General features: G+C 58.3%; 24 protein-coding genes and 2 pseudogenes. 10 read left to right on the top strand and 16 right to left on the bottom strand.

Features of this window, described 5'->3' with window-relative positions; all coding sequences use genetic code 11:
- Positions 1 to 54 precede the first annotated feature (54 nt).
- A complete protein-coding gene (locus tag Z052_RS16535) occupies positions 55 to 486 on the top strand; it encodes a CopG family ribbon-helix-helix protein (RefSeq protein WP_094519635.1) in 432 nt (143 codons plus the stop codon).
- A 7-nt stretch (positions 487 to 493) separates the two neighbouring features.
- Here the strand turns inward: Z052_RS16535 and Z052_RS16530 are convergent.
- A pseudogene (locus Z052_RS16530) lies at positions 494 to 646 on the bottom strand (CopG family ribbon-helix-helix protein); the annotation flags it as partial.
- A 141-nt stretch (positions 647 to 787) separates the two neighbouring features.
- Between Z052_RS16530 and tnpA the strand changes: the two are divergent.
- Positions 788 to 1,177, top strand: coding sequence for an IS200/IS605 family transposase (gene tnpA / locus Z052_RS16525; protein WP_094519634.1), 390 nt, complete (start codon positions 788 to 790; stop codon positions 1,175 to 1,177).
- Complete coding sequence (locus tag Z052_RS16520) at positions 1,174 to 2,409, top strand: RNA-guided endonuclease TnpB family protein (protein ID WP_094519633.1); 1,236 nt, start codon at positions 1,174 to 1,176, stop codon at positions 2,407 to 2,409. The genes tnpA and Z052_RS16520 overlap by 4 nt, the downstream gene beginning before the upstream one ends.
- A 60-nt stretch (positions 2,410 to 2,469) precedes the next feature.
- Here the strand turns inward: Z052_RS16520 and Z052_RS16515 are convergent.
- The 13 genes and pseudogenes from Z052_RS16515 to Z052_RS16455 all read right to left on the bottom strand — a co-directional run.
- Positions 2,470 to 2,718 (bottom strand): annotated as a pseudogene (locus Z052_RS16515) (CopG family ribbon-helix-helix protein); the annotation flags it as partial.
- A 135-nt stretch (positions 2,719 to 2,853) separates the two neighbouring features.
- The gene (locus Z052_RS16510) at positions 2,854 to 3,741 is read right to left on the bottom strand and encodes an energy-coupling factor ABC transporter ATP-binding protein (RefSeq protein WP_094519632.1); all 888 of its coding nucleotides are present in this window, start codon (positions 3,739 to 3,741) and stop codon (positions 2,854 to 2,856) included.
- Entirely contained in the window at positions 3,738 to 4,553 is an 816-nt protein-coding gene (locus Z052_RS16505) for an energy-coupling factor transporter transmembrane protein EcfT (protein WP_094580075.1), read from the bottom strand. The genes Z052_RS16510 and Z052_RS16505 overlap by 4 nt, the downstream gene beginning before the upstream one ends.
- A gap of 2 nt (positions 4,554 to 4,555) precedes the next feature.
- A complete protein-coding gene (locus Z052_RS16500) occupies positions 4,556 to 4,879 on the bottom strand; it encodes a cobalamin transport operon protein (protein ID WP_094519630.1) in 324 nt (107 codons plus the stop codon).
- Positions 4,879 to 5,559: an energy-coupling factor ABC transporter permease gene (locus tag Z052_RS16495; RefSeq protein WP_094519629.1), complete on the bottom strand. Its 681-nt coding sequence runs from the start codon at positions 5,557 to 5,559 to the stop codon at positions 4,879 to 4,881. Before Z052_RS16495 ends, Z052_RS16500 begins: the two co-directional genes overlap by 1 nt.
- Positions 5,560 to 5,695: 136 nt before the next feature.
- Complete coding sequence (locus Z052_RS16490; protein ID WP_049911851.1) at positions 5,696 to 6,106, bottom strand: CopG family ribbon-helix-helix protein; 411 nt, start codon at positions 6,104 to 6,106, stop codon at positions 5,696 to 5,698.
- A 98-nt stretch (positions 6,107 to 6,204) separates the two neighbouring features.
- The gene (locus Z052_RS16485; protein ID WP_094580074.1) at positions 6,205 to 6,993 is read right to left on the bottom strand and encodes an ABC transporter ATP-binding protein; all 789 of its coding nucleotides are present in this window, start codon (positions 6,991 to 6,993) and stop codon (positions 6,205 to 6,207) included.
- A complete protein-coding gene (locus Z052_RS16480) occupies positions 6,984 to 7,826 on the bottom strand; it encodes an ABC transporter permease (protein WP_008847095.1) in 843 nt (280 codons plus the stop codon). Before Z052_RS16480 ends, Z052_RS16485 begins: the two co-directional genes overlap by 10 nt.
- Complete coding sequence (locus Z052_RS16475; protein WP_094519627.1) at positions 7,826 to 8,848, bottom strand: ABC transporter substrate-binding protein; 1,023 nt, start codon at positions 8,846 to 8,848, stop codon at positions 7,826 to 7,828. The genes Z052_RS16480 and Z052_RS16475 overlap by 1 nt, the downstream gene beginning before the upstream one ends.
- 133 nt (positions 8,849 to 8,981) lie before the next feature.
- Positions 8,982 to 9,410: a CopG family ribbon-helix-helix protein gene (locus tag Z052_RS16470; RefSeq protein WP_094519626.1), complete on the bottom strand. Its 429-nt coding sequence runs from the start codon at positions 9,408 to 9,410 to the stop codon at positions 8,982 to 8,984.
- A gap of 151 nt (positions 9,411 to 9,561) precedes the next feature.
- Positions 9,562 to 10,047, bottom strand: coding sequence for a DoxX family protein (locus Z052_RS16465; protein WP_094519625.1), 486 nt, complete (start codon positions 10,045 to 10,047; stop codon positions 9,562 to 9,564).
- A 119-nt stretch (positions 10,048 to 10,166) separates the two neighbouring features.
- Positions 10,167 to 10,796 (bottom strand): nitrous oxide reductase accessory protein NosL, encoded by a 630-nt coding sequence (locus Z052_RS16460; protein WP_094519624.1) that lies wholly within the window; start codon positions 10,794 to 10,796, stop codon positions 10,167 to 10,169.
- 188 nt (positions 10,797 to 10,984) lie between these two features.
- Entirely contained in the window at positions 10,985 to 11,344 is a 360-nt protein-coding gene (locus Z052_RS16455) for a hypothetical protein (RefSeq protein ID WP_094519623.1), read from the bottom strand.
- Between the two features lie 114 nt (positions 11,345 to 11,458).
- Between Z052_RS16455 and Z052_RS16450 the strand changes: the two genes are divergently transcribed.
- A complete protein-coding gene (locus Z052_RS16450) occupies positions 11,459 to 11,962 on the top strand; it encodes a helix-turn-helix domain-containing protein (RefSeq protein ID WP_094519622.1) in 504 nt (167 codons plus the stop codon).
- A 96-nt stretch (positions 11,963 to 12,058) separates the two neighbouring features.
- Entirely contained in the window at positions 12,059 to 12,745 is a 687-nt protein-coding gene (locus Z052_RS16445) for an SCO family protein (protein WP_094519621.1), read from the top strand.
- Positions 12,746 to 12,850: 105 nt separating this feature from the next.
- Here the strand turns inward: Z052_RS16445 and Z052_RS16440 are convergent, their stop codons facing one another.
- Positions 12,851 to 13,651, bottom strand: coding sequence for a sulfite exporter TauE/SafE family protein (locus Z052_RS16440; protein ID WP_094519620.1), 801 nt, complete (start codon positions 13,649 to 13,651; stop codon positions 12,851 to 12,853).
- 182 nt (positions 13,652 to 13,833) lie between these two features.
- Here Z052_RS16440 and Z052_RS16435 point away from each other — a divergent pair, with 182 nt between their 5' ends.
- The 5 genes from Z052_RS16435 (at position 13,834) to Z052_RS16415 (ending at position 21,267) form a co-directional block, all read left to right on the top strand.
- Complete coding sequence (locus tag Z052_RS16435) at positions 13,834 to 14,130, top strand: hypothetical protein (RefSeq protein WP_094519619.1); 297 nt, start codon at positions 13,834 to 13,836, stop codon at positions 14,128 to 14,130.
- Positions 14,131 to 14,304: 174 nt separating this feature from the next.
- A complete protein-coding gene (gene sufB / locus Z052_RS16430) occupies positions 14,305 to 15,735 on the top strand; it encodes a Fe-S cluster assembly protein SufB (protein WP_094519618.1) in 1,431 nt (476 codons plus the stop codon).
- Positions 15,736 to 16,326: 591 nt separating this feature from the next.
- Positions 16,327 to 17,361 carry a transcription initiation factor IIB family protein gene (locus tag Z052_RS16420; protein ID WP_094519616.1) on the top strand — a complete coding sequence of 345 codons (1,035 nt, stop codon included), beginning with the start codon at positions 16,327 to 16,329 and terminating at the stop codon, positions 17,359 to 17,361.
- A 395-nt stretch (positions 17,362 to 17,756) separates the two neighbouring features.
- The gene (locus tag Z052_RS20300; RefSeq protein ID WP_158228714.1) at positions 17,757 to 18,356 is read left to right on the top strand and encodes a HalOD1 output domain-containing protein; all 600 of its coding nucleotides are present in this window, start codon (positions 17,757 to 17,759) and stop codon (positions 18,354 to 18,356) included.
- Positions 18,343 to 21,267: a PAS domain-containing protein gene (locus tag Z052_RS16415; protein ID WP_158228713.1), complete on the top strand. Its 2,925-nt coding sequence runs from the start codon at positions 18,343 to 18,345 to the stop codon at positions 21,265 to 21,267. Before Z052_RS20300 ends, Z052_RS16415 begins: the two co-directional genes overlap by 14 nt.
- Before the next feature lie 274 nt (positions 21,268 to 21,541).
- Here the strand turns inward: Z052_RS16415 and Z052_RS16410 are convergent.
- Positions 21,542 to 22,470, bottom strand: a 929-nt coding sequence (locus tag Z052_RS16410; RefSeq protein WP_206746949.1) for a hypothetical protein, incomplete at its 5' end; no start/stop codon positions are given.

The following is a 22,470-nucleotide window of genomic DNA, read 5'->3' as shown; positions in this document are numbered from 1 at the left end:
CTTATACTCTATCGTCATAACAGAAACTAATAAGAATGAATAAAACTTTAATATATGAGCGTTGTTAGCATCTCGATGCCCGAGGCGTTGCTGGAACGCATCGACGAGTTCGCCGAAGAACACGGGTACAGTGGCCGAAGCGAAGTCGTTCGCGAAGGCACACGCACGTTATTCGAAGAGTTTCAAGAGCAACGTATCGAGGGACAAAAGCAGATGTGTACGGTAACGGTCGTCTTCGAGTACTGTCAACCTGCCGTCCAAGAGCGTCTCACGAGAGTACGCCACGAGTACGATGCTATCGTCTCCGCAACTACCCACACACACGTCAAAGACCAGTACTGTATGGAGTTGTACGTTTTACAGGGGGCCACAGAAGCACTATCTGGATTCGTCAACAGCGTTCGAGCAGTGCCGAATGTCCAAGCGGTGGATTACTCAATCGCCTCACTGGGCGATGCTCACATCGATCAGCGCACCAAGTCTTGAGCACCGCTCAGTGCTCAGCGAGGAGCATCAGTTTAACACGACTCACCGTATCGAAATCGCGCAAGCGATAGGTGAGAGTCCGGACGCGCGAGGCTGGCCCGTTACAAAAGAGCGTCTCGAGACACCACTCTCCTTCATGGATATGATTCGTGGTCGTGATACATAGTGCGAGCGCATACCCGCGTCTTCAGGCGCGGGTCAAGCGGACAATAGCGTACATCTCCACCGACGATAGCACGGCTGGATTTCCCACCGTGTACGATATTTTTAACTCACCACAGAGGCATAGTGTGTAATACGGATGAAGACCACACGGCACGCAACCTACAACCTCAACTACCACATAGTGTGGATACCGAAGTGCCGCCAATCGGTACTCGTCGGTGACGTTGCAACCCGTGTGCGAGACATCCTCCACGAAATAGCCGACGAGAAAGGGTTGGAGATTATTGACCTGACCGTCCAACCCGACCACATCCACCTGTTCGTCAGTAGCCCGCCGAAACACGCCCCGTCACTTCTCGCCAACTGGTTCAAAGGCATCAGTTCGCGGAAATACAATCACCGACACGCCGACCACGACGGAGAGAAAATCAAGTGGGCACGCGGCTACTACGCAGGAACAGCGGGACACGTTTCGAGCGAGACTGTCGAGAAGTACATACAGCGCCACGAGGAGGACGAACAGTGACCGAACTCACCGAGACGCTGGAACTCAAGCTTGTGGAACCGAACGTCCACAAGCACCGCAAACTCTGTGAGACGAAAAAAGCGTACCAAGACGCGCTTGAAGCCGCGTTCAACGCCAACTGCACCACACAGTCTGCGGCCAACGACGTAGTGGTCAACTACGACCTGAGCGGCTACGCGAAGAACGCGCTCAAGAAGTACGTCCCGCAACTCTGTGGGGGAAGCTACGACGCGAAAGAGCTTCACGACGACCACCCTGTTCGGTTCACGAACGAAGGCCCGAAGCTCGACCACAAACCACAGAATGCAATTGAGTGGTACGTCAAAATCCCGCACCACGACGACTACCACCTCTGGTTGCCCGCCCAACCGAACCCCGAACAACGGGAGTGGTTGGAAGCGTTGCACGCGGGAGACGCGAAAATGGGTGAATGTCGGCTGTTCAACCGCGACGGTGAGTGGTACTTCCACATCGTCGCTACGCGAGACGTAGAGGAACGAGAAGCCAGTTCGGCGGAAACGCCGATTGGGGTAGACATCGGGGAAGCCTCTTTGTTAACGGTGTGTCACCGTGACGAGCGCGGCTCCCCGACTGCACCCAACCTCTGGAACGACGAAGGCAAGCGAGTCCGACAACTCCGTGAGACGTATTTTACGTCGACTCGACGCCTTCAGCAACGCGGAAGCGAACGTATCGCAGAGTCCTACGGCGACGAGTTGTGGCGACACATCGATCACATCCTCCACACGGTCACATCGGAGGTAACCGCCTACGCCGACCAAATCGAGAACCCCGTACTGGTTCTGGAAGATTTGACGCACATCCGTGAGAACATGAACTACGGCGCGTTCATGAACCGCCGCCTCCACGGATGGGGATTCGCCAAGATGCACGCCCAGATTCGCTACAAAGCGGCTGAGAAAGGGATTCGTGTGGAGACGGTGAATCCCGCGTACACCTCGAAGACGTGCCACTGTTGCGGAGAACAGGGCTACCGTCCGAAGCAGGCGATGTTCACGTGTTCCAACTCGGAGTGTTGGGTTTCAGAGTACCAAGCAGACGTTAATGCCGCGCTCAATATTGCAGACCGCTACCTCAGCGGAGAGAGTCACTCAAGAGAATACACGAGTGGCGATGACTCGGCTGAGGAAGGGGGACGTTTGACCGTCCCACAAGACAGCCAAGCCGATGCTGACACCCAGCAAGAGACGCTTGGAACGTATGCGTCTTGAAACCTTAGGGCCGCGCTCGGCCTGAAATCCCATGATGGGATTCCCGTGACTTTAGGCGCGGGAGGAGGTCAAGACGTCCTGAAACTGGTGTTGTACGTCGTGGATGTCTTCGATAACCGCTTCGTGTTCGTAATCGAAGGCCATGACGACGACGACGTCGCCTTCGATATCTTCCAATCTGGTGTGTGCCTCAATGTACTCTTGCATCGCTTCGCGGGCGCCACGCGAACGCGATTTTAATCCTTCTGCTTGCCACGTTTCATCGAACTCGGACAGGAGGTCATCGGGAATGTTGAAGCTTGTGCGCATGATTTGTTCTCTATTTTATCGGTGATTTATCTTCGAATATCACAGTACTCCCGAGTCGTAGGATATCGCTCACGTAGGCTCCGACCACTCGACTGAGTCTCATCAAGAAGTCGTAAGAGATGCCGAAGAAGGCGGTCAGTCATGTCTGTGTCCGTCTGTGGAGGGTTTCGGTGCGGTATTTGAATTCCCAGCTTCTGTCAGGAGCGACACGAGGTCCGATTCGGTCACCGGCTGTGCCGTCGCCCCCAGCTCCGCGTCACGAGCCACACGAACCGCGCTCGGTGGGTGAAGGTTCGCGTCCGCCAACAGGGCGTCGTCGTAGAAAACCTCTCGGGGTGTTCCGCCTCCGATGATGTTGCCTTCGGCCATCACGCAGACGCGGTCCGCGACTTCGGCGGCGAATTCGAGGTCGTGCGTCGACAGGACGACACTGATACCGTCCTCGTGAATTTGCTCGATCCGCTCCGCGACCAGCTGGGACCGATCGGGATCGAGCCCCGCGAGCGGTTCGTCGAGCACGACCACACTTGGTTCGAGGACGAGCACACCGGCGAGGCCAGCGAGCCGTTTCTCCCCGCCGCTCAGGTAGTGTGGGATTCGGTCTTCAAGATGGCTCGCGTCGACAGTCGCCAGCGCTTCACGAGCGCGTTCCCTCGCTTCGTCTCCGGGGACCCCGTAGTTCTGAAGGCCGAACATCACGTCGTCAAGGACTGTGGGCGCGACGAGTTGCGTATCGGCGTCTTGGAAGACGAACCCGACCTCTTTTCGCGCGTGTGGCTTGTTGTCCTCGGTGATCGGGGTGCCGTCGACGACGAGCTCGCCGTCATCGGGAATGAGGGTAGCGTTCAGATGTTCGAGGAGCGTCGACTTTCCGGCGCCGTTGCCACCGACGAGGGCCACGACCTCATCGGAATACACGGAGAAGTCGACCTCGTGCATACCAACCGTCCCGTCCGGGTACGTGTGGGCTTCACACTGTAAATCGACCAGGGGCCGCCGGTCTTCAGAATGATTCGTACTCATACTGGAATCACCTCGTAGACGCCGACCAGGGCGTAGGCGACGACGCCGGCGTAGCAAGCGGCGATAACGATGAGCTCACGAGCGGGCGGTCGCGGGACGTCCCCGTACAGCGTGAGGTCGCCGTCGTATCCGCGGGCTTCCATCGACTTGACGAGTCGTTCGGACTGCTCGATCGCCGACAGCATCGTCATGCCGAGGATCCGGGCGTACAGCCGTTTATTCGACCAGAATTCCGAGAAGTTCGCTCCGCGGGAGAGCGCGGCTTTCACCAAGTCCTCAAGCGTTTCGAGCATAACGAACGTGAACCGATAGGTGAGCAGGGCGATCTGGTCGATCGGTCGCGGGAGCAGTCGCCCGAGCATGTACGCGACATCGGTGTATTTGGTCGTCATCGACGCCGTCAGCGCGAACGTGACGACCGTGAGTGACCGACAACTGAGCTCCAAAAAGAGGGTGAGGCCCTCCCACGTGACCGAGAAACCGCCGAAGGGCGTCGGGACTGCGCCCCCGATCGGCGTCCCCGGTTCGAGAAACGCAAGCGGTCCGGCGACCGAGATGATGAACAGCATCGGGAGCGTGTACCAGCCGATGAGCCGCCGAAATGGCAGGTCCGCGAGTCCGTAGATCACTAGTACGGTTCCGTACAGACCGGCCAAGAGCGCGAGGCGGTCGAACACCGTGACGGCGAGAACGAGCACACCGACGACGCCGACCTTCGTCCACGGGTTGATTCGATGTAACGGTCCGTCTCGCCGCTCGGCGAACGCCGTAATGAGCCGGGGATCAGGGACGTGATTCGAGAGCGTTGTCACGGTTACCGTGTCGGTCGTTCGTCATCACCGAAGCCGCCGTAACGGTCGACGTAGACGTACAGCCCGAGACCCAAGAGGGCGAAGGCGAGAACAATTCCGCCGAATTCGACCATCAGTCCGCCCTTCCGGATGGGACCGGCAACGATGATACCACGTCCAAGATTCACGAGCGAGCCACCGCCGTCTTGGACGCCGCGTTGAAGCGCTTGCGAGGCCCGCTTTGCCCATGGAACGGCACCACCAGTCGCAGTGAACCCCCAGTAGCCAACGGCGAGGAACACCGAAAAGACGGCAGCCATGCTACCGTACTGCTTCCAGCGCTGCATCAGGCTGTCACCCCCGAGGGCTCATCGCGAGTGTCACGGTCAGTAAGTCCGACGAGGTCGGGGCGGACAGAAGCCAAGAACTGGACGATAAGTCCCGTAAGCAGCCCCTCAACGACTGCGACACCGAGGTTGAGAGCGGAGAGTCCACCAACGGCGATTAGCAGGTCACCACGCGGGAGCGCGCTCCCGTTAACCCCGCTGATGACGATGATTGCCCCCATCAGGAACGACCCCACTGAGAGGCCGAGTGTCGCGGCACTCGCGCTGGCGGGGAAGACGTCCCACTCCATCCCCATCAGCGTCTTGAACGCGTAGTAGGCGACAATCGCTTCGCTGGCGTTGATCAGCGTGTTCGCCCCGATTAGGCCGACCGCTCCGTGTCCGAGCGCCGCCGAAAAGATGTTGACGACCAGCGCGACGAGCGCGCCGAGAAGCGGTCCGGCGATGATACCCACGAGCCCGGTGAGATTCATGTGAATTCCGCCCCATACAGGAATGTTAAGCTGGAAGACGGCAAAGCTCGCAGCCGCGCCAATACCTGCGAGTGCGATCTGGTGTGTCTTTATTCCACCCTTCCGTATCCGATAGACCACAGTGGAGATTAGTCCAGCACCGATCAGCGTCCACAGCACGAGCGCCCAGAGGGGGAATGACCCTTCTCCAAGGTGAATGTGCGGCATGTCTGTTTGGCAATTGTAGATGTAGATATAATAACTTTGCTGTACCGAGCTAGATAATATAATAAGATGAATGTAAGGTTGGCCTGTAGGTTAATTCAAAATGTGGGTGCCCGTGCCGGTGACAGCGATGCCGAGCCTACGTATCGCTCGCTTCTGTGCCGTTTCGGTCGACGGGCACGACAGTGTATTCCACCGAGACAGACTCGTCCGCTCCTCGAACGGTGCCGATAAAATGGAGAACGTCTTGATACGCGGCTTCGACGACGAACGTCTCGACACAGCCGGCGTTCTCTCGGAGGCAGTTATGCGAGTTCGACCGGATGGCCCCTTCGAACTCATGGCGAATATCCATCATTCGGCGTTCAATCTCTGGTTCGTCGTATCCAAATACCGCAGTGACCGTTGCCAATACGCGCCGGTCCTCGTAGTCGCTCTCTTGATACTCCTCAAGCAGTGATTGACAGGCCTCACGAATCACCTCGCTCCGGCCGGTGTAGCCGTGTTCTTCCGCAAACGTATCGAGATCTTCTCGGAGTCGCTCCGTCATCGAGGAGCTCACGATAGGCATATGTTAAAATTTAATTCTAACATAATAGAGATGGCGGTCTAAAGAAAATAAATTAATAATCTTGCTGTGGGAGCGTGTTAGTGGTTAGTGTCGACAGGACTCCCGAGTTCATCCCTAATCTGTGCGACGTGGTCCACGAAGTCGCGGGCGGTCCGTTCACGTGGGTGTTCTAGATCAATGGAGAACGTTGATTGTACGGTTCCCGGGTCGGCATTCATGACGATCACGCGGTCAGCGAGGGTCACTGCCTCGTCGATGTCGTGGGTGACGAACACGACGGTCTGTCCGGTCTGCGTCCAGATGTCGAGCAGTTCCGCGTGTAAGCGGTCGCGCGTTTGAGCGTCGACACTACCGAACGGTTCGTCCATCAAGAGGATCTCCGGATCGGGGGCGAGCGCGCGAGCGATACCGACGCGCTGTTTCATGCCACCGGACAGCTCCTTCGGGTACGCGTCTTCGAAGCCGTCGAGCCCTACCAGGTCGATTAACTCCCCGACTCGTCCCTCGCAGTCGGGACAGTCACAGGCGGGCCGGTCAAGGCCAAACCGGATATTTCCGCGGACGGTTCGCCACGGGAACAGCGCGTACTCCTGAAAGACCATTCCCCTGTCCAGCCCAGGACCGGTAACCGGGTCTCCACCGACCAGTATCGAACCACCATCGGGATCGTCGAGCCCGGCGATCGCTCGCAACAGCGTCGTCTTCCCACACCCCGAGGGACCGACGACACAGCAAAACTCGCCCTCCGACACCGAGAACGAGACGTCATCGAGCGCCTGCGTCGACTCGTACGAGCGGCTGACGTTCTGGATAGTGATCTTCTCACGGGAGTCCCGGTCGGTGGACGAGTCCGTACTCAGCGCCATGCAAGGACCCTCCGTTCGAGCAGGCGGAACCCGACGTCCATACAGAGGAACGCCAAGCTGATCAGGAACATGTACGCGACGCTGGTCGCCATCGCGAGGTTGTTCGAGGCGTTGATGATCTCGTAGCCGACGCCTGGTGCGCCGAACAGCTCGGCACCGACGACGATCATCCAGCAGCGACCGATGCTCGTCCGGAATCCGGTCAGCACTTGGGGAGCCGCACTCGGGAGCGCGACGAGTTTCAACATCGAGAGGTCGCGCTCGACACCGAGCGTCGACGCGGCGTCGGTCAGTTCGGTCGAAACGCCCTCGACGCCGCCATACGCGCCGTAGAAGTTGATCCAAAATGCACCGACGAAGACGATGAACGCCGCACCGGTGTGGTGGATACCGAACCAGACGATCGCGAAGACGATCCACGCCAGCGGCGGGATCGGTCGCAGGACCCGGACGAGCGGCCGCAGCCAGTCGTCGAACGCACCGTTCCAGCCCATCGCCAGTCCGAGACCGATCCCACAGGTCGCACCGAGAAGGAGCCCGGGAACGTAGTGGAACAGCGTCTGCGCGAGATGTGCAAGCCCGGTTGGGAGTACGAGACTCGATCCCAGAATGGGGACCACAATCGCCGTCGAGGTCGCGAACAGGTCGATAAACGCGCGCACCGAATCGAGGGGGCCCGGCACCAGATACGACGGCTGGGTCGTCATCGCGCCAACCCACCAGACGAGCAGGAACACGAGGAGACCGCCGAGGCCGCGAAGATACCGCCGCAGGTCCCCCTCGAAGGTTTTGGCCGTCAGCGCGTTCGAACTGGTGTCGGTCTGCGTGCTCATTACTGTATTGCGTCGTAGGGGTCGAACGCGAACAGGTCCTCGGTCGCGACTGACTCCTCAATGTTGCCGACGTTGGCGACGAACTCTCCCATCGTCGCGGCCTGATCAGTGATCGCGTGGGGATCCGAGATGAACTCCGACGCCTTCGAATCCACGGCGGCCGTCGCGAGGTCTTCACTCACGCCGGAGCCGATGACCGAGGCAGCGTGGCTGGCGGCGGCATCCGGGGAGTTCCCCGTGAACTCGGTCGCCGCGACGTGCTGTTCGACGAGCGATTGGGCGACCTCATCGTCGTCGAGCACTCGCTGGTTCGCGAACAGCACCGTGACGGGGTGGTTGTCCAGGATGTTCCCGGACCAGGCGAGTTCCCCGAACCCGTCAGCTTGGCCGATGACCGTCGCAAACGGCTCTTGGATGATCGTCGCGTCGATGTCACCCGACTGAATCGTCTGAACCGCCTTCGCTGGCGGTACTTTCGACTTGTTGATCGCAGACTCCATCTCCCCGACATCTATGTCCTCCTGGATCCAGTATCTGAGGACGATGTCGGGGACGCTCCCGTCCGGTGGGGCACCGAACCGGACCTTGCGGCCGCGCTCTTCCTCGAAGCGCTCGAACACGGCTGGGCCCTCCTGTTCGTAGAGATCGACGAGCTCGGTTGTCCCCATGATCTTGAAGCCGGATCTCGAGTTCGCGGCGAGGATGCCAGCGTTGGTCCCTTTGTCAACAAGGACCATTGCGGGAGTGATCCCGAAGAGCGCAACGTCGACGTTCCCACTCGCGAATGCCTTGACAACACTGGGGCCGGAGCTGAACCGCTCTATCGTGACATCCGTCGGAACGTCCTCGTAGTACCCCTCTTGTTCCATCACGTAGTGTTGCATGTTCGGGTAAATAGGGACGTACGCGACCGTGACGGAATCGAGGGACCCACCTCCCTGACCGAGACAGCCAGCGACTCCCGTCGCAGCAATCGTGGTTGCGCCCGTCTGGAGTAGTCTTCGGCGCGAGATGTGAATCATCAGTGTTGTTAACACTAAAAGTAATCATAATAATACCTGTGATTCTTCTAAATGAGATTAATACTTTTGCTGGATGGGGTTCGGAGATATTGGTATTGATGGGGGTGAATTCAGCGAGGGAGGAAAAGCAGAATCAGCTCAGATCGGCCAGCGGGCTGAAATCATCTACTGGAGATACGGAGTAATCAATTGTGAGAGTGTCCTTAGTCGCTCGAATCTTTCCAACAAACGCCGAGATCTCTTCGAGAGACCCTTCGAGCACAAACAGTTCCATACAGTGATGTCCGCCAACGTGACTATGGAAATTCGAAGCGACGATGTCCTCGTATTCGTGGCGAAGGTGCATCATTTTCTCTTCTACAGTCGTCGTTTCGTAGTCGAATAACACGGTGACCACTCCCATCAGTTCGCGCCCTTCGAGTTTCTTGTCCTCGAATTCACCCATGAGGTTCCGACTCGCCTCCCGAAGGACCTCACTCCGACCAGTGTATCCGTGGTCGTCGGCAAACTGATCAATCCGCTCAAGCAATTCCTCAGGCATTGAGACGCTTACTACGCTCATATAGCAACTTAGCCGGTAGAATATATTAAGATTTATTATTTTTATTCGCTGGTCGCCGATCGAGGTTCCTCTGATAGAGAAGCAGGACGTCTCGACATCATCAGCTCTGGCTCAAAATTCGCAGTTCAGCACGAGCAGTTAATTTTCTGACTCACGCCGACACAGATTCGTCCCTGACGGTACTTCCCAGAACGAGTGCGCCGGCAATGATTACGAGATTCTTTACAATATACTGACCCTCGACCGTTAACCCGTACGGGAACGTGGTATAGACAACTTCAGGGAGCAGTACCATCGGGAGGAACGTACCCGGAAGTTGGAGTGCCAACAGCAGCAATCCAACACGCGTAAGCGGTGGATAGAGCAGACAGATCCCGATGATCACCTCCCACACGCCAAGTACCGGGACGAAAAACTCAGGCGGAAGAACGTACACCGTAGAGGCGACGAGGTCACCGGCCGGCGAGACGCCGAGTATCTTGAGTGCGCCGAACCAGATGAACACCACTCCGACAGCGGTTCGCAACGCTGGAACACTCCAACGGTCCATTTTCGATGCCAGTGTCGCGTCGAGTGCGTCTAACCGCTCTTGATACACTGTTAGCGTGTCTTTCGATTCGTTTTCTGAGGTTGCCATCGCGTGTGTAATAGCTACGATTTTGCCGGACAAAAGGCTTCTAGCTCCTGATCAACCGTGTCAGATTCTTTGAGTAGAACCTGTGTGGTTCTCATTATCTCCACTATGAGAAAAGTCAATTAGTTCATCCCAGTCATCTGGATTCCATCAACGAGTGACCGATCGATGTCGTCGTACCCGATCGTCCGTCCACCGTAATTATCAGCGAACGATTCAGCTTCGCTGGGTTCCGAGAACGGCATGAGATCTGGCCCCATTCCACCCATTACATCCGATTCGATGACGTATGTGAGGCCCGTGGCATCGGCGAATGTATCGGGGGCGGTCGGTGCTGGTATCTTCTTTCGCTCAGTGTCTTCAGGGATCTCCCAATCAACACGGGAGTAGTCCGTGACGTATACCGCGGTCGCCTCCGCGCCGTCAGCTACCAGGTTAAGATGGTACGGGAAGAGACCATGTGCGAGCGTGTGAAACCAAGCAAGGTTCTCAGTTCCTTCGGAGCCTTGGACGGGGCCCTGTCTGGGTTCGGGTTCTGTATCGGCGTAGAACACCTGCCCATTAGGGCCTCCATGGTCTCCAATGACCATTCCACCTTGGTAGTCAGTCTTTTGACCCGACAAATCCACCGGTTCAGGACTTGAGCCAGAGGATCCTCCAACGCAGCCAGCCGTTCCAATTACGGCTCCCAAGCCGACTGTATGAACGACCTGTCGACGCGATACCAAATGCGAGTCAGGTTCAGATTTCATAGCTATAGTTCTTCATATAGAGTCAATACGATTCTGGTGTGACTGTCGAACGGCGTTTGCCAGAGGACATAAACCACTCACAGGAGGCGTTCGCTCCGGATCAACGAGCGTACAGATCGGTCTGGAGTGGACGATGTCTGGCGCTGATTGGTATGTACTGGTGTCAAGCTGGCTAGGACCCAGCCAAGCTAGTCGCTTGTGACCTCCTCACCAAGCGAACCTGGGGCGTGAGCGTACACGGCGTAGAGGATCATCGCAGCGATCAGGAAGTCGAGGCTGTGTTCGACGAAGTGGTGAACCGGCATCGGAACAGCTCCCAGAACAGTCCCAGCGCCAATCAGTGACCGTAGAACAAGCACCCCAACCGCGGCGCTGATCAGTCGGTACTGGCCGGTCTGGCGGCGTCGATACGCGACGAGGCTCACGACGAAGAGCGCGCTGGTTCCGATTCCGGCACACGCGATGACGGCCAGCAGTACGGGCGACCCCTGAACGGTCAATGGCACGAGAGCCGAGAAGACGGCCCGAACGATGAACGACGCGATCACGACACTGGCCAGTATGCGTTGGGAGTGATAAGAAGACACGGGGCGAAACGTTCTCATGGGAGGAAAGCCCCCGACAGGTTTTATCTCTCAGCCGATTACAGGCGAATACTCACGATGGCGACGATCAGAGATCGGGTGCGACGACACGTCCGCGAGACACCTGGTGTCCACTTCAACCAGGTGGAACGCGATCTGGACATCGCCACCGGACAGGCGCAGTATCATCTCCGACGACTAGTGAACGACGGGGAGTTGATCGTCGAGCGGATCGCTGGTCGGGCTCACTACTTCGATCCCACCTTCGACCAGTGGGAACGACACGCGCTCGCGTTCCTTCGACGCGAGACCGCCCGCGAGATCGTGTTGCGACTCCATGCGGACGGCCCTCGTCGTCCAGAAACACTTGCCACAGAATTGGATCTCTCACGAAGCACGGTCTCATGGCACGTCTCGACTCTCGGCGACGCTGGAATCGTGACGAAGTCCGACGACCGTCCGATGACAATCACGCTAACCCGCCCGGAACACACAGCTGAGTTGCTTGATGTGGTGTCGCCCTCGCTACCAGACCGGCTCGTCGACCGGTTCATCCGGACTGTCGACAACCTCTTTGAATGAGGCGCTGACTGGCTGGACTCGTCCAGATCGGACGCAAGTGGCGCATTCGAAGGTCACACCAGATACCTCAAAGCCGCGGGACCGATACGCAAACGTATGGACCGACGGATTTTCTGTAAAACGGTCGGCGTCGCGGGAGTCACCGCCGGCACTGCCGGTTGTCTTGGTGTCCTTGGTAGTAGTGGCGCCGAAGGAACTATTCTCGGACCGCCGGAGCAAGACCTCAGCGAGGCGTCATTCCCGAGCTACGGTGACAACATGCCCGAGTTCACTGTCCCCGACCCGATCCACGGTGAGGAGATATCGACGGCCCAGTTCGAGGGCGAGCGCGCGGTGCTGTGGACATCATTTTACACCAACTGTCCGGATGGGGTGTGTCCCGCACTCATTCTCCGGCTTCGTCGCGGACAGGAGGCCGCTGCTGAGGCGGGGTACAGCGACCAAGTCGCGTTTCTCCCCATCACGTTTGATCCCGAGCGGGACACCGCCGAGGCCCTCCGTGAGTACGCCGGCCAGCAAGGGGTTGACCTCGACGCGGGTAACTGGCACTTCCTCCGGACAGAGACCTACGAGCGGGCCCAAGAGATACACGACGAGCACTTCGGTCTGAAGATCGAGAAGCAACCAGCAGATGACATCGAGAATCTAGAGTACCGTTTCCCGCACTACGGGCTCATCATTCTTGCCAATAAGCAAGGGATCATCGAGCGGGCGTACCCACGGGGCCCGCGAACCGACATCGACCGGCTCGTCGACGACCTCGAACGAGTGGCCACCGCGTGACAGTTCTTGGGCTCTGGGAGGCCAGCTACTGTCATTTTCCGCATCGTAGTTGTTGATTGGAGCCCGTCGCTTGTATCGAGCCAGCGAAATGTGACCAGTACTCGGTTAGTGCCCCATCGCACCCCCGAGGGGCTGGTAATGCGGGAACATCGGATGTGGGAGGTGAACACCGAGCGCCATCAGCCCGTGCGCGAACAGCACGTACCCCAGCACGACGAACACCACACCGAGCAGCCGATGAACGCGTCGCCGGTGGGCAACGTCGATCGACTGGATAATCGTCCCATAGAGGAAGACGGCTGGAATCGTCCCGATACCGAGGGCACCGAGAGCGATTCCACCGGTGGTCGGGGAGCCGCTCGCGAAGGCGAACAGATACGCGGGATACAGCATCGGGCAGGGAAGAAACGCGTGGACGGCTCCGAGCCCGACAATACTCGGGCTGTTGACGTGCCGATGGACTCTCGTTGCGAGCCACGACGTAACGCGCTGGACGCCGGGTATTCGAATATCGCCTCCGCTTCCTCCAATCACATATCGAACGCCCGTCGCCACAATGAACCCTCCGACGGCAAGACCGACAACACCTCGCAGGAGGTCGGCGATCGGTGTCAGCTGGTCAGCGGTGACGAACACGACACTTCCGAGCGCGCCGAAGACGGCCCCGAGAATTGCGTATGTCGTCGCTCGGCCGACGTTGAACAGGAAGTGCTGACGAACCTCGTAGGTCGTGAGATGACCGGCACGCCCGTCGTTGGCTGTCACCGTCCCGCCATCTGGCTGCGGGTTCATCTGCTTCGAGTACATCGTCACAAGTGGACCGCACATCCCGATACAGTGTGCGCCGCCGAGCACGCCGATGAGAACGAAGAGGACGACATCAATCCGGAGGAGCGACTCGATCATAGTTGTCCTCGGTTGCGTACGGGTTTGTGTCGTCTGGTGTATCTCTCGAACGAGCCCGGACAGATACCGAGGACGTGCTACTATAGGCAAACAAGAGGTCGCACTTGGCTGGAGACGTTCGAAAGCATCTGGAGTGGGGCTTGGCGCAACAATTCTTCAGAGTGGGCGCCAACATACCAACAATGACGGACGAAATCGACATCCCAACCGAGCCGCGGGCTGCGGTCGACGCACTGGCAGTCCATCTGACTGCGACCGCAGATCGCCCAGTCCCGCCAGTGACGAACCGATGGCTCGGAGAGGCTGAAGCCGTCGCCCGCGATGCTGCCAGTGATGATCTTGACACGCAAACCAGACAGAAACGGGTTCGGCAAGTTGCTACACTGCTTGAGTCGGCTGACGAAACGGGCGACGTGGTCGCCGACCGCCACATTGAAGCAGCGATCGAGTGCTGTCAAGTCATTCTCGGTAACGAGTGACGGTGACCCTGTTTCTACCGAATAGTCCTCTTGCCACATATTAAATTCTACCGAGTAGAGAAACCGAATTAAACTACACAAAGTTATTCATTTTCGTTAAAGAAACTATTATAAGTTACTAACGAGTGTTCCAGCGCACCACACTTATATTCGTAGTCTCTGAAGAATACTTTGATGAGTTCAAAACAAGACGATCTTAAAGAGACAAATACCGAGGCCCGTTTCGAGTTCAAGAAGGAGGAGAAGTCTGCCTTCCAGACCGAGAAGGGTCTCACCGAGGAGACGGTCCGCGTCATCTCGGAGGACAAAGACGAACCGGAGTGGATGTTGGAGCGCCGCCTGCGAGCGCTCGAACAGTTTCAAGAGATGCCGATGCCCACCGACTGGCCCGGCCAGCCGGACCTGAGTGAGGTCGACGTCGACGATATCGTTCCCTACATTCGGCCGGACGTCGACGTGCGGGCGGGCGTCGACGACTGGACGGAACTCCCGGACGACATCAAGGACACCTTCGACAAGCTGGGCATCCCGGAAGCCGAAAAGAACGCGCTCTCTGGTGTCGGCGCGCAGTACGAATCGGAGGTCGTCTACCAGAACATGCAGGAGCGGTGGGAGGAGAAGGGCGTCATCTTCTGTAATATGGATGAGGCCGTCCAAGAGCACGAGGAGCTCGTCCGGGAGCACTTCATGACGAAGTGCGTCCCCCCGAGCGACAACAAGTTCGCCGCTCTTCACGGCGCCATCTGGTCGGGCGGCTCGTTCGTCTACGTCCCCGAAAACACCACCGTCGACATGCCCGTGCAGGCGTACTTCCGGATGAACTCCGAGGGGATGGGTCAGTTCGAGCACACGCTCATCATCGCCGAGGAGGGCTCGGAAGTTCACTACATCGAGGGCTGTTCCGCCCCGAAGTACTCGAAGTTCAACCTCCACTGCGGCGGCGTCGAAGTGTTCGTCGACGAGGACGCACACGTTCAGTACTCGACCGTGCAGAACTGGTCGAAGAACACGTACAACCTGAACACGAAGCGCGCCATCGCCGACAAGGGCGGGCGCATGGAGTGGATCTCCGGCTCGATGGGGTCGAAGGCGACGATGCTGTACCCCTCGACGATCCTGAAGGGCCGCGGCGCCTCGGACAATCACATCACTATCGCCTTCGCGGGCGAGGGCCAGGACATCGACACCGGCGCGAAGGTGTACCACAACGCGCCGGACACGAAGTCCACGGTCGAGTCGAAGTCGATCGCGAAGGACGGCGGCCGCACCAACTACCGGGGCCTCGTCCACATCGCGGACGGCGCCGAGAACTCCTCAACCGCCGTGGAGTGTGACGCGCTGATGTTCGACAACGAGTCGACGTCGGACACGATGCCGTACATGGAGATCAACGAGTCGAAGGTCGACGTCGCCCACGAGGCCACCGTTGGGAAGATCGGCGACGAGGACATCTTCTACCTCCAGTCGCGCGGTCTCGACGACGACGACGCCAAACAGATGATCGTTTCGGGCTTCATCGAGCCCATCACGGAGGAGCTGCCGATCGAGTACGCCGTCGAGCTCAACCGGCTCGTCGAGCTCGAGATGGAGGGTTCGCTGGGGTGATCTGATGCCGGAGTGCGCCCACTGCGGAGCACACGTCTCACAACAGTTTGTGACCGTGTTCGGGTTAGACGGTGGTGACGTAGTTGCCTGTCCAGCATGTTCCGGTCGGGCACACATCGCAGAGACGATCGTGGATCGATACTAGTCTCAGACCATGGAACACTGCTTTGCGTGTGAGACCGATTACGGGTACCTCGGAACGGCCCCGCACGAAGGGTCCTGTCCAGCCTGCGGCTCGACCGCTGTCACTCCTGCAGGCGACCTCAGCGTCGTCGACACAACAACATGGGAGAGCGCGAACGGGCTCTCAACGGTCCACGTGACGGCGACTGACAACCGATCACGCCGGTTTGAATTTGTCATTGCGGCGCGGCGGGGACGAGGGAAACTCGTCTGTCTCGCGATCGACGGAGTGACAGTACCCACCGAGACAGTGTGGTCAGTTCCATCTGCCGTTGCTACGAGAGTCACCGCGCACGGTATCAGGATCAGCGACTCGACGCCGGCTCAGAGCCCACAATGAACGGTACTGGCCAGGCACACAGTCGAACGCGTCTGTTCTGCCCCGGTCACGAGAGGTGATTCGACTTGATGAACAAGCGCACTAACGAAGAGCGACCGGACACAGTTTCCCGCAAAAACGGTACTGATGCGCCCTCATCGAGCGAAACTGGCGACGGACAGTCTGTTACCGACGCAGTTTCGGTGGAGAATGGGGACGAACGGCACAGTCAGACTACTTGTCCGGAGTGTCACGGACGACTTCGTCGAGCCGATGATGACGTTGATGCGGTCTGTGACGACTGTGGACTCGTCGTTTCAGACGCGACGCTTGATACGAACATCAAACTGTACACGCCGGACGGCACCGGCGATCAGGACTCTCGCGTCGGGCCATCGAGCACGAACCTCTTACACGATAAGGGGTTATCGACGGTGATCGGGTGGCAAGACACCGACGCGAAGGGGAACGCGCTGTCGGGAGAACGGCGACAACAGATGCGTCGCCTTCGACGATGGGATGAGCGCTTCCGACGACGCTCATCGGCGGATAGGAATCTCATGCATGCGCTCGGTGAGATCGACCGCATGGCTTCCGCGCTCGGCGTGCCCGAAAGCACCCGAGAGACGGCAGGCGTCATCTACCGTCGCGCACTTGCGGACGGACTCCTTCCGGGTCGAGCCGTTGAAAGCGTCGCCACTGCGGTGCTGTACGCGGCGAGTCGCATGGATGACGTCCCGCGCTCTATCGACGAGGTTTCAACAGTGAGCCGCGTCGAACAAATTCGCGTCGAGCGGGCATATCGACACGTCTCACGTGAACTCGGATTGGAAATTGCTCCGACAGACCCCCGCTCGTTCATCGGACGGATCGCGTCGGACGTAGAGTGTACGGACGCAACGGAGCGGGAGGCACGACATCTCGCCGGAGCCGCGGTTGAAAACGGCGTACACAGCGGAAAACATCCGGTAGGTATCGCCGCAGGAGCACTGTACGCGGCCGCTAAACGATGCGAGGAGTCGCTCCGACAAGCAGATATCGCTCGTGCTGCGGACGTGAGCGAGATGACGATACGGAACCGGTATCCTGAGATTTTGGCCGCAACAGATACGGAGGATGAGTAGACACAGTAAATGACAACGCTGCCCCCGAACTCAGAGGCGTATCTGGCTAACCCACATACAAGCTTGCTGCTGTATGGCGATTCAGCACAGCCTCTTACCCCAAATATTCGATTCTTTTGTTCGATGCCGGACTGTTCCGCCAAAGAAAATAATTTTTCTTCGACTGATTGAAACCTGTCGACCTTTAGACTAGGTTGACGCTATCGACGAAGTGGGGAATCTGTCAGAGGCAAAACGCGTGGCTCGAAGGGACCATCGAGTCACGCGGGTTTCCGCTCCAAGCCAGTCGATCTGTGACTGGTTCGATAATAGCGGTCGTCTTATGAAGTGTACCAGCGGATGTCTGTCGAGAGTCGCGCACACGTATATATCCGGTATGGGCCATGAGAGGCGGAGTGGTCCGCGAGACGAAATATATTGATCCACTATTTATGTATATTGACAGACCTATGAACTCGGACTCGTCAGTTACTCGGTTTGATCCAACGACTACTCGGTCAGCACTCGACGCTGTATTCACTGCTGTCTCCAAGTTTAAAGATACAGATGCGAAAAATCTCCGGCGTCTCGACAAATATATCGACGCCGACACAATCAACCTCCTGTTTGGTGGTCCGGATAGTTCAACAACGCGTATTGAAGAAGGGACCCTTTCGTTTCGATACGACGATGTATTCGTGACTGTGACACATGACGGATGGATCGAGGTCGTCGACGCAGACGCGTTCCGCACACGGCCAGCGCACCATAGACTGTCGGCCGACGCACGCGCACAGCAATCGACCGAAGCGGCTCTCGAAGCGGCGGCAGCGGCGTTCGCCGAGGCCGAAGAATACGTCTGGACCGCCGCTAGCAACACTTCGGATACTGAACTCGGCGATCCGCTCTGGGCAGTGGTGGAGCAACTCTGGGCCATTCAGACATCGATTGACGACCTCACCGCGCAGTCGTCTTCGACTGAACCGCTGGCAACACAGACAGATGACCAGTTGTGACGAGGTGACCGATGACGCACTGTTCAACCTCGGCGTCGATCTCAACCGGGAGGAGACAGTAGGCGGCGCTATTGATCGGACGCTGACTGCGATCCGTACCACACTGGGGGACACAGCGATTGCCGTGTGGCGGAACCGCAACGAGCATGCTAGCAACCTTGAGAATGCCTACTCGCCGGCACAGCCGTCCCCACCGTTGTTCAGTTCCGAACGCAATACGGGCCAATCGGTTCAAACCCCTTCACCCGACGCAGCCCTAATCAAGCGATGTTTCACGGCTGATGCGCCGGTTCGAACCGACGGGGTGGCCGGACCAATCGCACCGGATGATCACTGCTGGCTTCCGCGTCAGGAACTTTTCGTTCCGATCGATTCCGAGCGTGTGCTATCGGTTGGCTGGAATCACCACGATCTCACGACCGTGTTGGACGAGGCCGGTGTCTGTGAGCTTCTCGGGCGAGTAGCGGGGTTACTCGCCGCGGCACTCGACCGTATTAGCTCCCAGACCCGTGACCCGACAAGCGAGATCGACTCGGAGATTCGCATCGGTGCGTTTCAACAAGCGATTGAGGACGCCGCCGATGGCGTCGCCATCCTCGATGACGAGGCGTACGTCTATATCGATCAGACGCACGTCGATATGTACGGATTCGACAGCAAACAGGAGTTGCTCGGTCGAAGTTGGCGAGAGCTATACGCTGCGGATGAAGCGGCACGGATCGAGAGGGAAGCTTTCGACGCGCTCGAACGTGATGGTCACTGGCAGGGGCGAGTAACGGGAAGTCGGCCCGATGGAACGACGTTCCCGGCGGAGCTGTCCCTGACGATGGTCGCCCCGTCCCGAATGGTCTGTACGGTACGTGACGTGACCGACCGTGAAGCGCGGGAACGTGAGCTCTCATTAAAAGAGCGGGCGCTGGACGAAGCAGGGATCAGCATCCAGATTACGGATCTGACCCAACCGGGAAACCCGTTGGTGTACGTCAACGAGGAGTTTGTACAGCTAACCGGGTACGAGCGGTCAGAGGCTCTCGGCCGAAACCCGAGATTCCTCCAGGGCCCCGGATCAGATTCGGAGACGACAAAGCGAATCCGTACGGCGATCGAAACCGAGCGACCGATAACAACTAAGCTGAGAAACTACACCGCGGAGGGTGAACCGTACTGGGCGAAGCTCTCCGTGACGCCGGTTCGAGACGGAAACGGAATCGTGACAAACTACATCGGGGTTCAACACGATATTACCGAGCAACGACGGCGGATCAGAGAGCTCAGAAACCAGACTGAGCGGCTAGAACTCGTTCTCAGCGGGACGGAGACGGGCATCGGTGAGTGGGACTTCAGTACCAACACAGTCACGTTGGACGCCACTTTACGAGAGGCGGTCGGAGCGAGCCCGACAACGATAGACGAGTGGCAAGCAATAGTTTACCCGGAGGATCGCGAGCGTGCCGCTGACGCCCTGCGGCGCCCGATCGAGACCGGCGACCCGGCTACTGAGACGATACGAATCGGGGCGGATGACAGCGAAGTCACGTGGATAGATCTACACACCGTTGCGAGTGATGCGGGTAATAGCTCTGCCAGTGTGCTGGCGATGGGGCGAGACGCGACGAAGCGCTCCGAGCGTGTAAAATGGGCATCGAAACTGTTTGATCAGGGCCCGCTGCTGTTCGTTCAAACTCGGGCCGTTGGCGGCGAAGCAGTCATTGAGGCCTGTGACCAGTCGTTTTCCGACGCGCTGGGGTACGAGCGCGAGGCGGTGGTTGGACAGCCGCTCAGTGAGTTTTATGACGATAGCTCGACTGATTCGCTCCAGTCAGACGGCTACGAACGCGCGCTTAGCGGCGATCTCACCGTCGCAGAACGCATGCTCGTGACGACGGACGGTGATACGGTCCCATGTCTGTTACGGGCGATCCCGCGCACCATCGACGACGAGGTTGTAGGTACCGATGTGCTGTTCATCGATATCTCTGAACGCGAGAAGTACACTCGGCGACTGGAGGCAGTGTTTAACAGCCCGCACCAGTTTACCGCGTTAGTCCGCCCCAACAAAATCGTGACTGACGTGAACGACACGCTGGTGGCACGCATCGGTGTTGATCGGTCGACAATAGTTGGTGAACCAATCGACAAATTCCCGTGGCTGGACCTTGACCCGAACCACGGACTCACGGTTTGTGAGGCGGTCAACCGCGCGGGTGGCGGTGAACTCGTCCAGACCGAAGGAGAACTACAGGGTCCAGATGGTCTCGCACGCATCGAGGTGTGGTTCAAGCCGATTCGTAACGCCGCTGGTGAAATCACGCTGATCGCCGTTGAGGGGAAAGATATCACCGTGAAGACGCGACAGCGACAGCATTTACAGGTGTTCCAGAAGGTCGTCCGACACAACGTCCGCAACGATTTAAACAAGCTCGTGGGATGGACGACGATACTCGCCGAAGAACCGGACGCTGACTGTCGTCAGGATCATCTCCGCCGACTGACGCGTATATTCGACGGGTGGGAACGACTTACGAACAAAATGCAGGTGATTGATCGCGCGATACGGGAGATACCACACGACGAGTCGACCGTTAACATCGCTGAGGTCACTGAAACGGCCGCAACGGCGGTACGGGATGACTACTCGGACGCAACGATCGCCGTCTCTGTCGACGCGACCGACGAGACTGTCTCACGATGGCTTACACACCCACTTACCGAGGTGATAAAGAACGCGGTGGCCGCAGGAGACCGAGAAGACCCGTACGTCAACGTATCGGTGAGACAGGTCGACAACGGCTGGCTCCAGATCGTCGTGACCGACGACGGGCCTGGCATGCCAGATATCGAGCGGGAAGTACTCGTCACCGGCGAAGAGACGCCGTTACAGCACGGTCTCGTGGGCTCGGGATCTGGCTAATTCGGATGTTAGTCTCCGTACTCGGCGGAGAGATCGACGTCGACGTGACCGACACAGGTACCGAAGTCGTGCTTCGCGTTCCGACGTCGTCAGCAAACCGCAATCTGGGTTTAGTCGCACCCGAGCAGATATCCTAGTAGGTGTAGTGTACAAACCGCGAGAAGTGTAGAAAGGCCGATAAACAAAGCGCAATCTCACAACGAGGGTCAACGATCCGAAACCCACCAATCGAGGCGGGAGTGTGGCGCGGCTTCGTCGGGTAATATCACCGTATTCACTCCGGGGTAGACTCGCCGCCGTCTTCATCGACTATCCCGGAAGGCTGTCGCTCCACTGCTTGGGCCGATGCTTCACTATCCGAGCACAGCGCGGAGCCAACCACCTGCCATGTGGGGGCAACATCTCGCTTCCCACACACTCGCGCCTCGATCTGGCCGTCGCCGGTTCGCATCTCAACAACGTAATCGAAGTGTGCCGACCCAAACCAGCTGGAACCGTCGATATCGCTCGCTGGTGGCAGGTGGATGAGCCCGCCGACGTCCTGATTTCGCCACTGGCCAACCAGTTCGTGGAGGAACCTGTCAAGCGCAGTCGGGTCGTGATGCGCTAGCAGTTGCGTCAACGTCGCGATCGCGAACGTTCCCGTTCGATCACCCGTCGCGAGCTGCGTCGTCGCACGTTCGGCGGCGACCCCAAGTGAAGTGAGGTCACCGCACCGAACCGGTCCGGCGTCGGTAGTCGCGACGTCAACACCGCCGTCGGTCTCGGCACCAGGGGTGGAATCAATGACGAGTGGGTCCATCGTTGAGAGCCGCGAGCGAACCTTATGGCGTGGGTACTTCGTCGTCAACACCGCGCCTATCTCGGTCATTGCTGCGTACATGGCGTAAAACAGGTCATCATATAATTGGGAGCTTGGCGCAGCAAATCCAACGATGTCGTCGTAGCGGACCGCGACATCGGCGATGAAAGCCGGTATGATCGTCTCTGGAGACGGGTGTAAAACGGTTTCGAAGGTCTCACCGGGGTGCCTTTCCGCTGCGAGAAGCCGGTCGACTAGCTTGTTCCCGTAGTCGTCGACGTAGACGGAAGAGTCGACCCATGACGAACGATTTTCACTCGTCGTAGTCGCGGCGGGGTCAGTGGACCGGTTCAGATACTCGTACACCATCATAGTCAACTCATACTCACGGCCATAAGTAC

It is taken from the genome of Halorubrum sp. C191, assembly GCF_002727095.1.
Classification (GTDB): Archaea; Halobacteriota; Halobacteria; order Halobacteriales; family Haloferacaceae; genus Halorubrum; species Halorubrum ezzemoulense.
The sequence above is the reverse complement of the archived record's forward strand: the minus strand, read 5'-3'. Positions and strand labels throughout refer to the sequence as shown.

Coding starts and splice junctions, on each gene's coding strand:
- Z052_RS16535 (WP_094519635.1), top strand. CDS start 55: ATGAGCGTTGTTAGCATCTCGATGCCCGAGGCGTTGCTGGAACGCATC.
- tnpA (WP_094519634.1), top strand. CDS start 788: ATGAAGACCACACGGCACGCAACCTACAACCTCAACTACCACATAGTG.
- Z052_RS16510 (WP_094519632.1), bottom strand. CDS start 3,741: ATGAGTACGAATCATTCTGAAGACCGGCGGCCCCTGGTCGATTTACAG.
- Z052_RS16500 (WP_094519630.1), bottom strand. CDS start 4,879: ATGCAGCGCTGGAAGCAGTACGGTAGCATGGCTGCCGTCTTTTCGGTG.
- Z052_RS16495 (WP_094519629.1), bottom strand. CDS start 5,559: ATGCCGCACATTCACCTTGGAGAAGGGTCATTCCCCCTCTGGGCGCTC.
- Z052_RS16490 (WP_049911851.1), bottom strand. CDS start 6,106: ATGACGGAGCGACTCCGAGAAGATCTCGATACGTTTGCGGAAGAACAC.
- Z052_RS16485 (WP_094580074.1), bottom strand. CDS start 6,993: ATGGCGCTGAGTACGGACTCGTCCACCGACCGGGACTCCCGTGAGAAG.
- Z052_RS16480 (WP_008847095.1), bottom strand. CDS start 7,826: ATGAGCACGCAGACCGACACCAGTTCGAACGCGCTGACGGCCAAAACC.
- Z052_RS16475 (WP_094519627.1), bottom strand. CDS start 8,848: ATGATTCACATCTCGCGCCGAAGACTACTCCAGACGGGCGCAACCACG.
- Z052_RS16470 (WP_094519626.1), bottom strand. CDS start 9,410: ATGAGCGTAGTAAGCGTCTCAATGCCTGAGGAATTGCTTGAGCGGATT.
- Z052_RS16465 (WP_094519625.1), bottom strand. CDS start 10,047: ATGGCAACCTCAGAAAACGAATCGAAAGACACGCTAACAGTGTATCAA.
- Z052_RS16460 (WP_094519624.1), bottom strand. CDS start 10,796: ATGAAATCTGAACCTGACTCGCATTTGGTATCGCGTCGACAGGTCGTT.
- Z052_RS16450 (WP_094519622.1), top strand. CDS start 11,459: ATGGCGACGATCAGAGATCGGGTGCGACGACACGTCCGCGAGACACCT.
- Z052_RS16445 (WP_094519621.1), top strand. CDS start 12,059: ATGGACCGACGGATTTTCTGTAAAACGGTCGGCGTCGCGGGAGTCACC.
- Z052_RS16440 (WP_094519620.1), bottom strand. CDS start 13,651: ATGATCGAGTCGCTCCTCCGGATTGATGTCGTCCTCTTCGTTCTCATC.
- Z052_RS16435 (WP_094519619.1), top strand. CDS start 13,834: ATGACGGACGAAATCGACATCCCAACCGAGCCGCGGGCTGCGGTCGAC.
- sufB (WP_094519618.1), top strand. CDS start 14,305: ATGAGTTCAAAACAAGACGATCTTAAAGAGACAAATACCGAGGCCCGT.
- Z052_RS16420 (WP_094519616.1), top strand. CDS start 16,327: ATGAACAAGCGCACTAACGAAGAGCGACCGGACACAGTTTCCCGCAAA.
- Z052_RS16415 (WP_158228713.1), top strand. CDS start 18,343: ATGACCAGTTGTGACGAGGTGACCGATGACGCACTGTTCAACCTCGGC.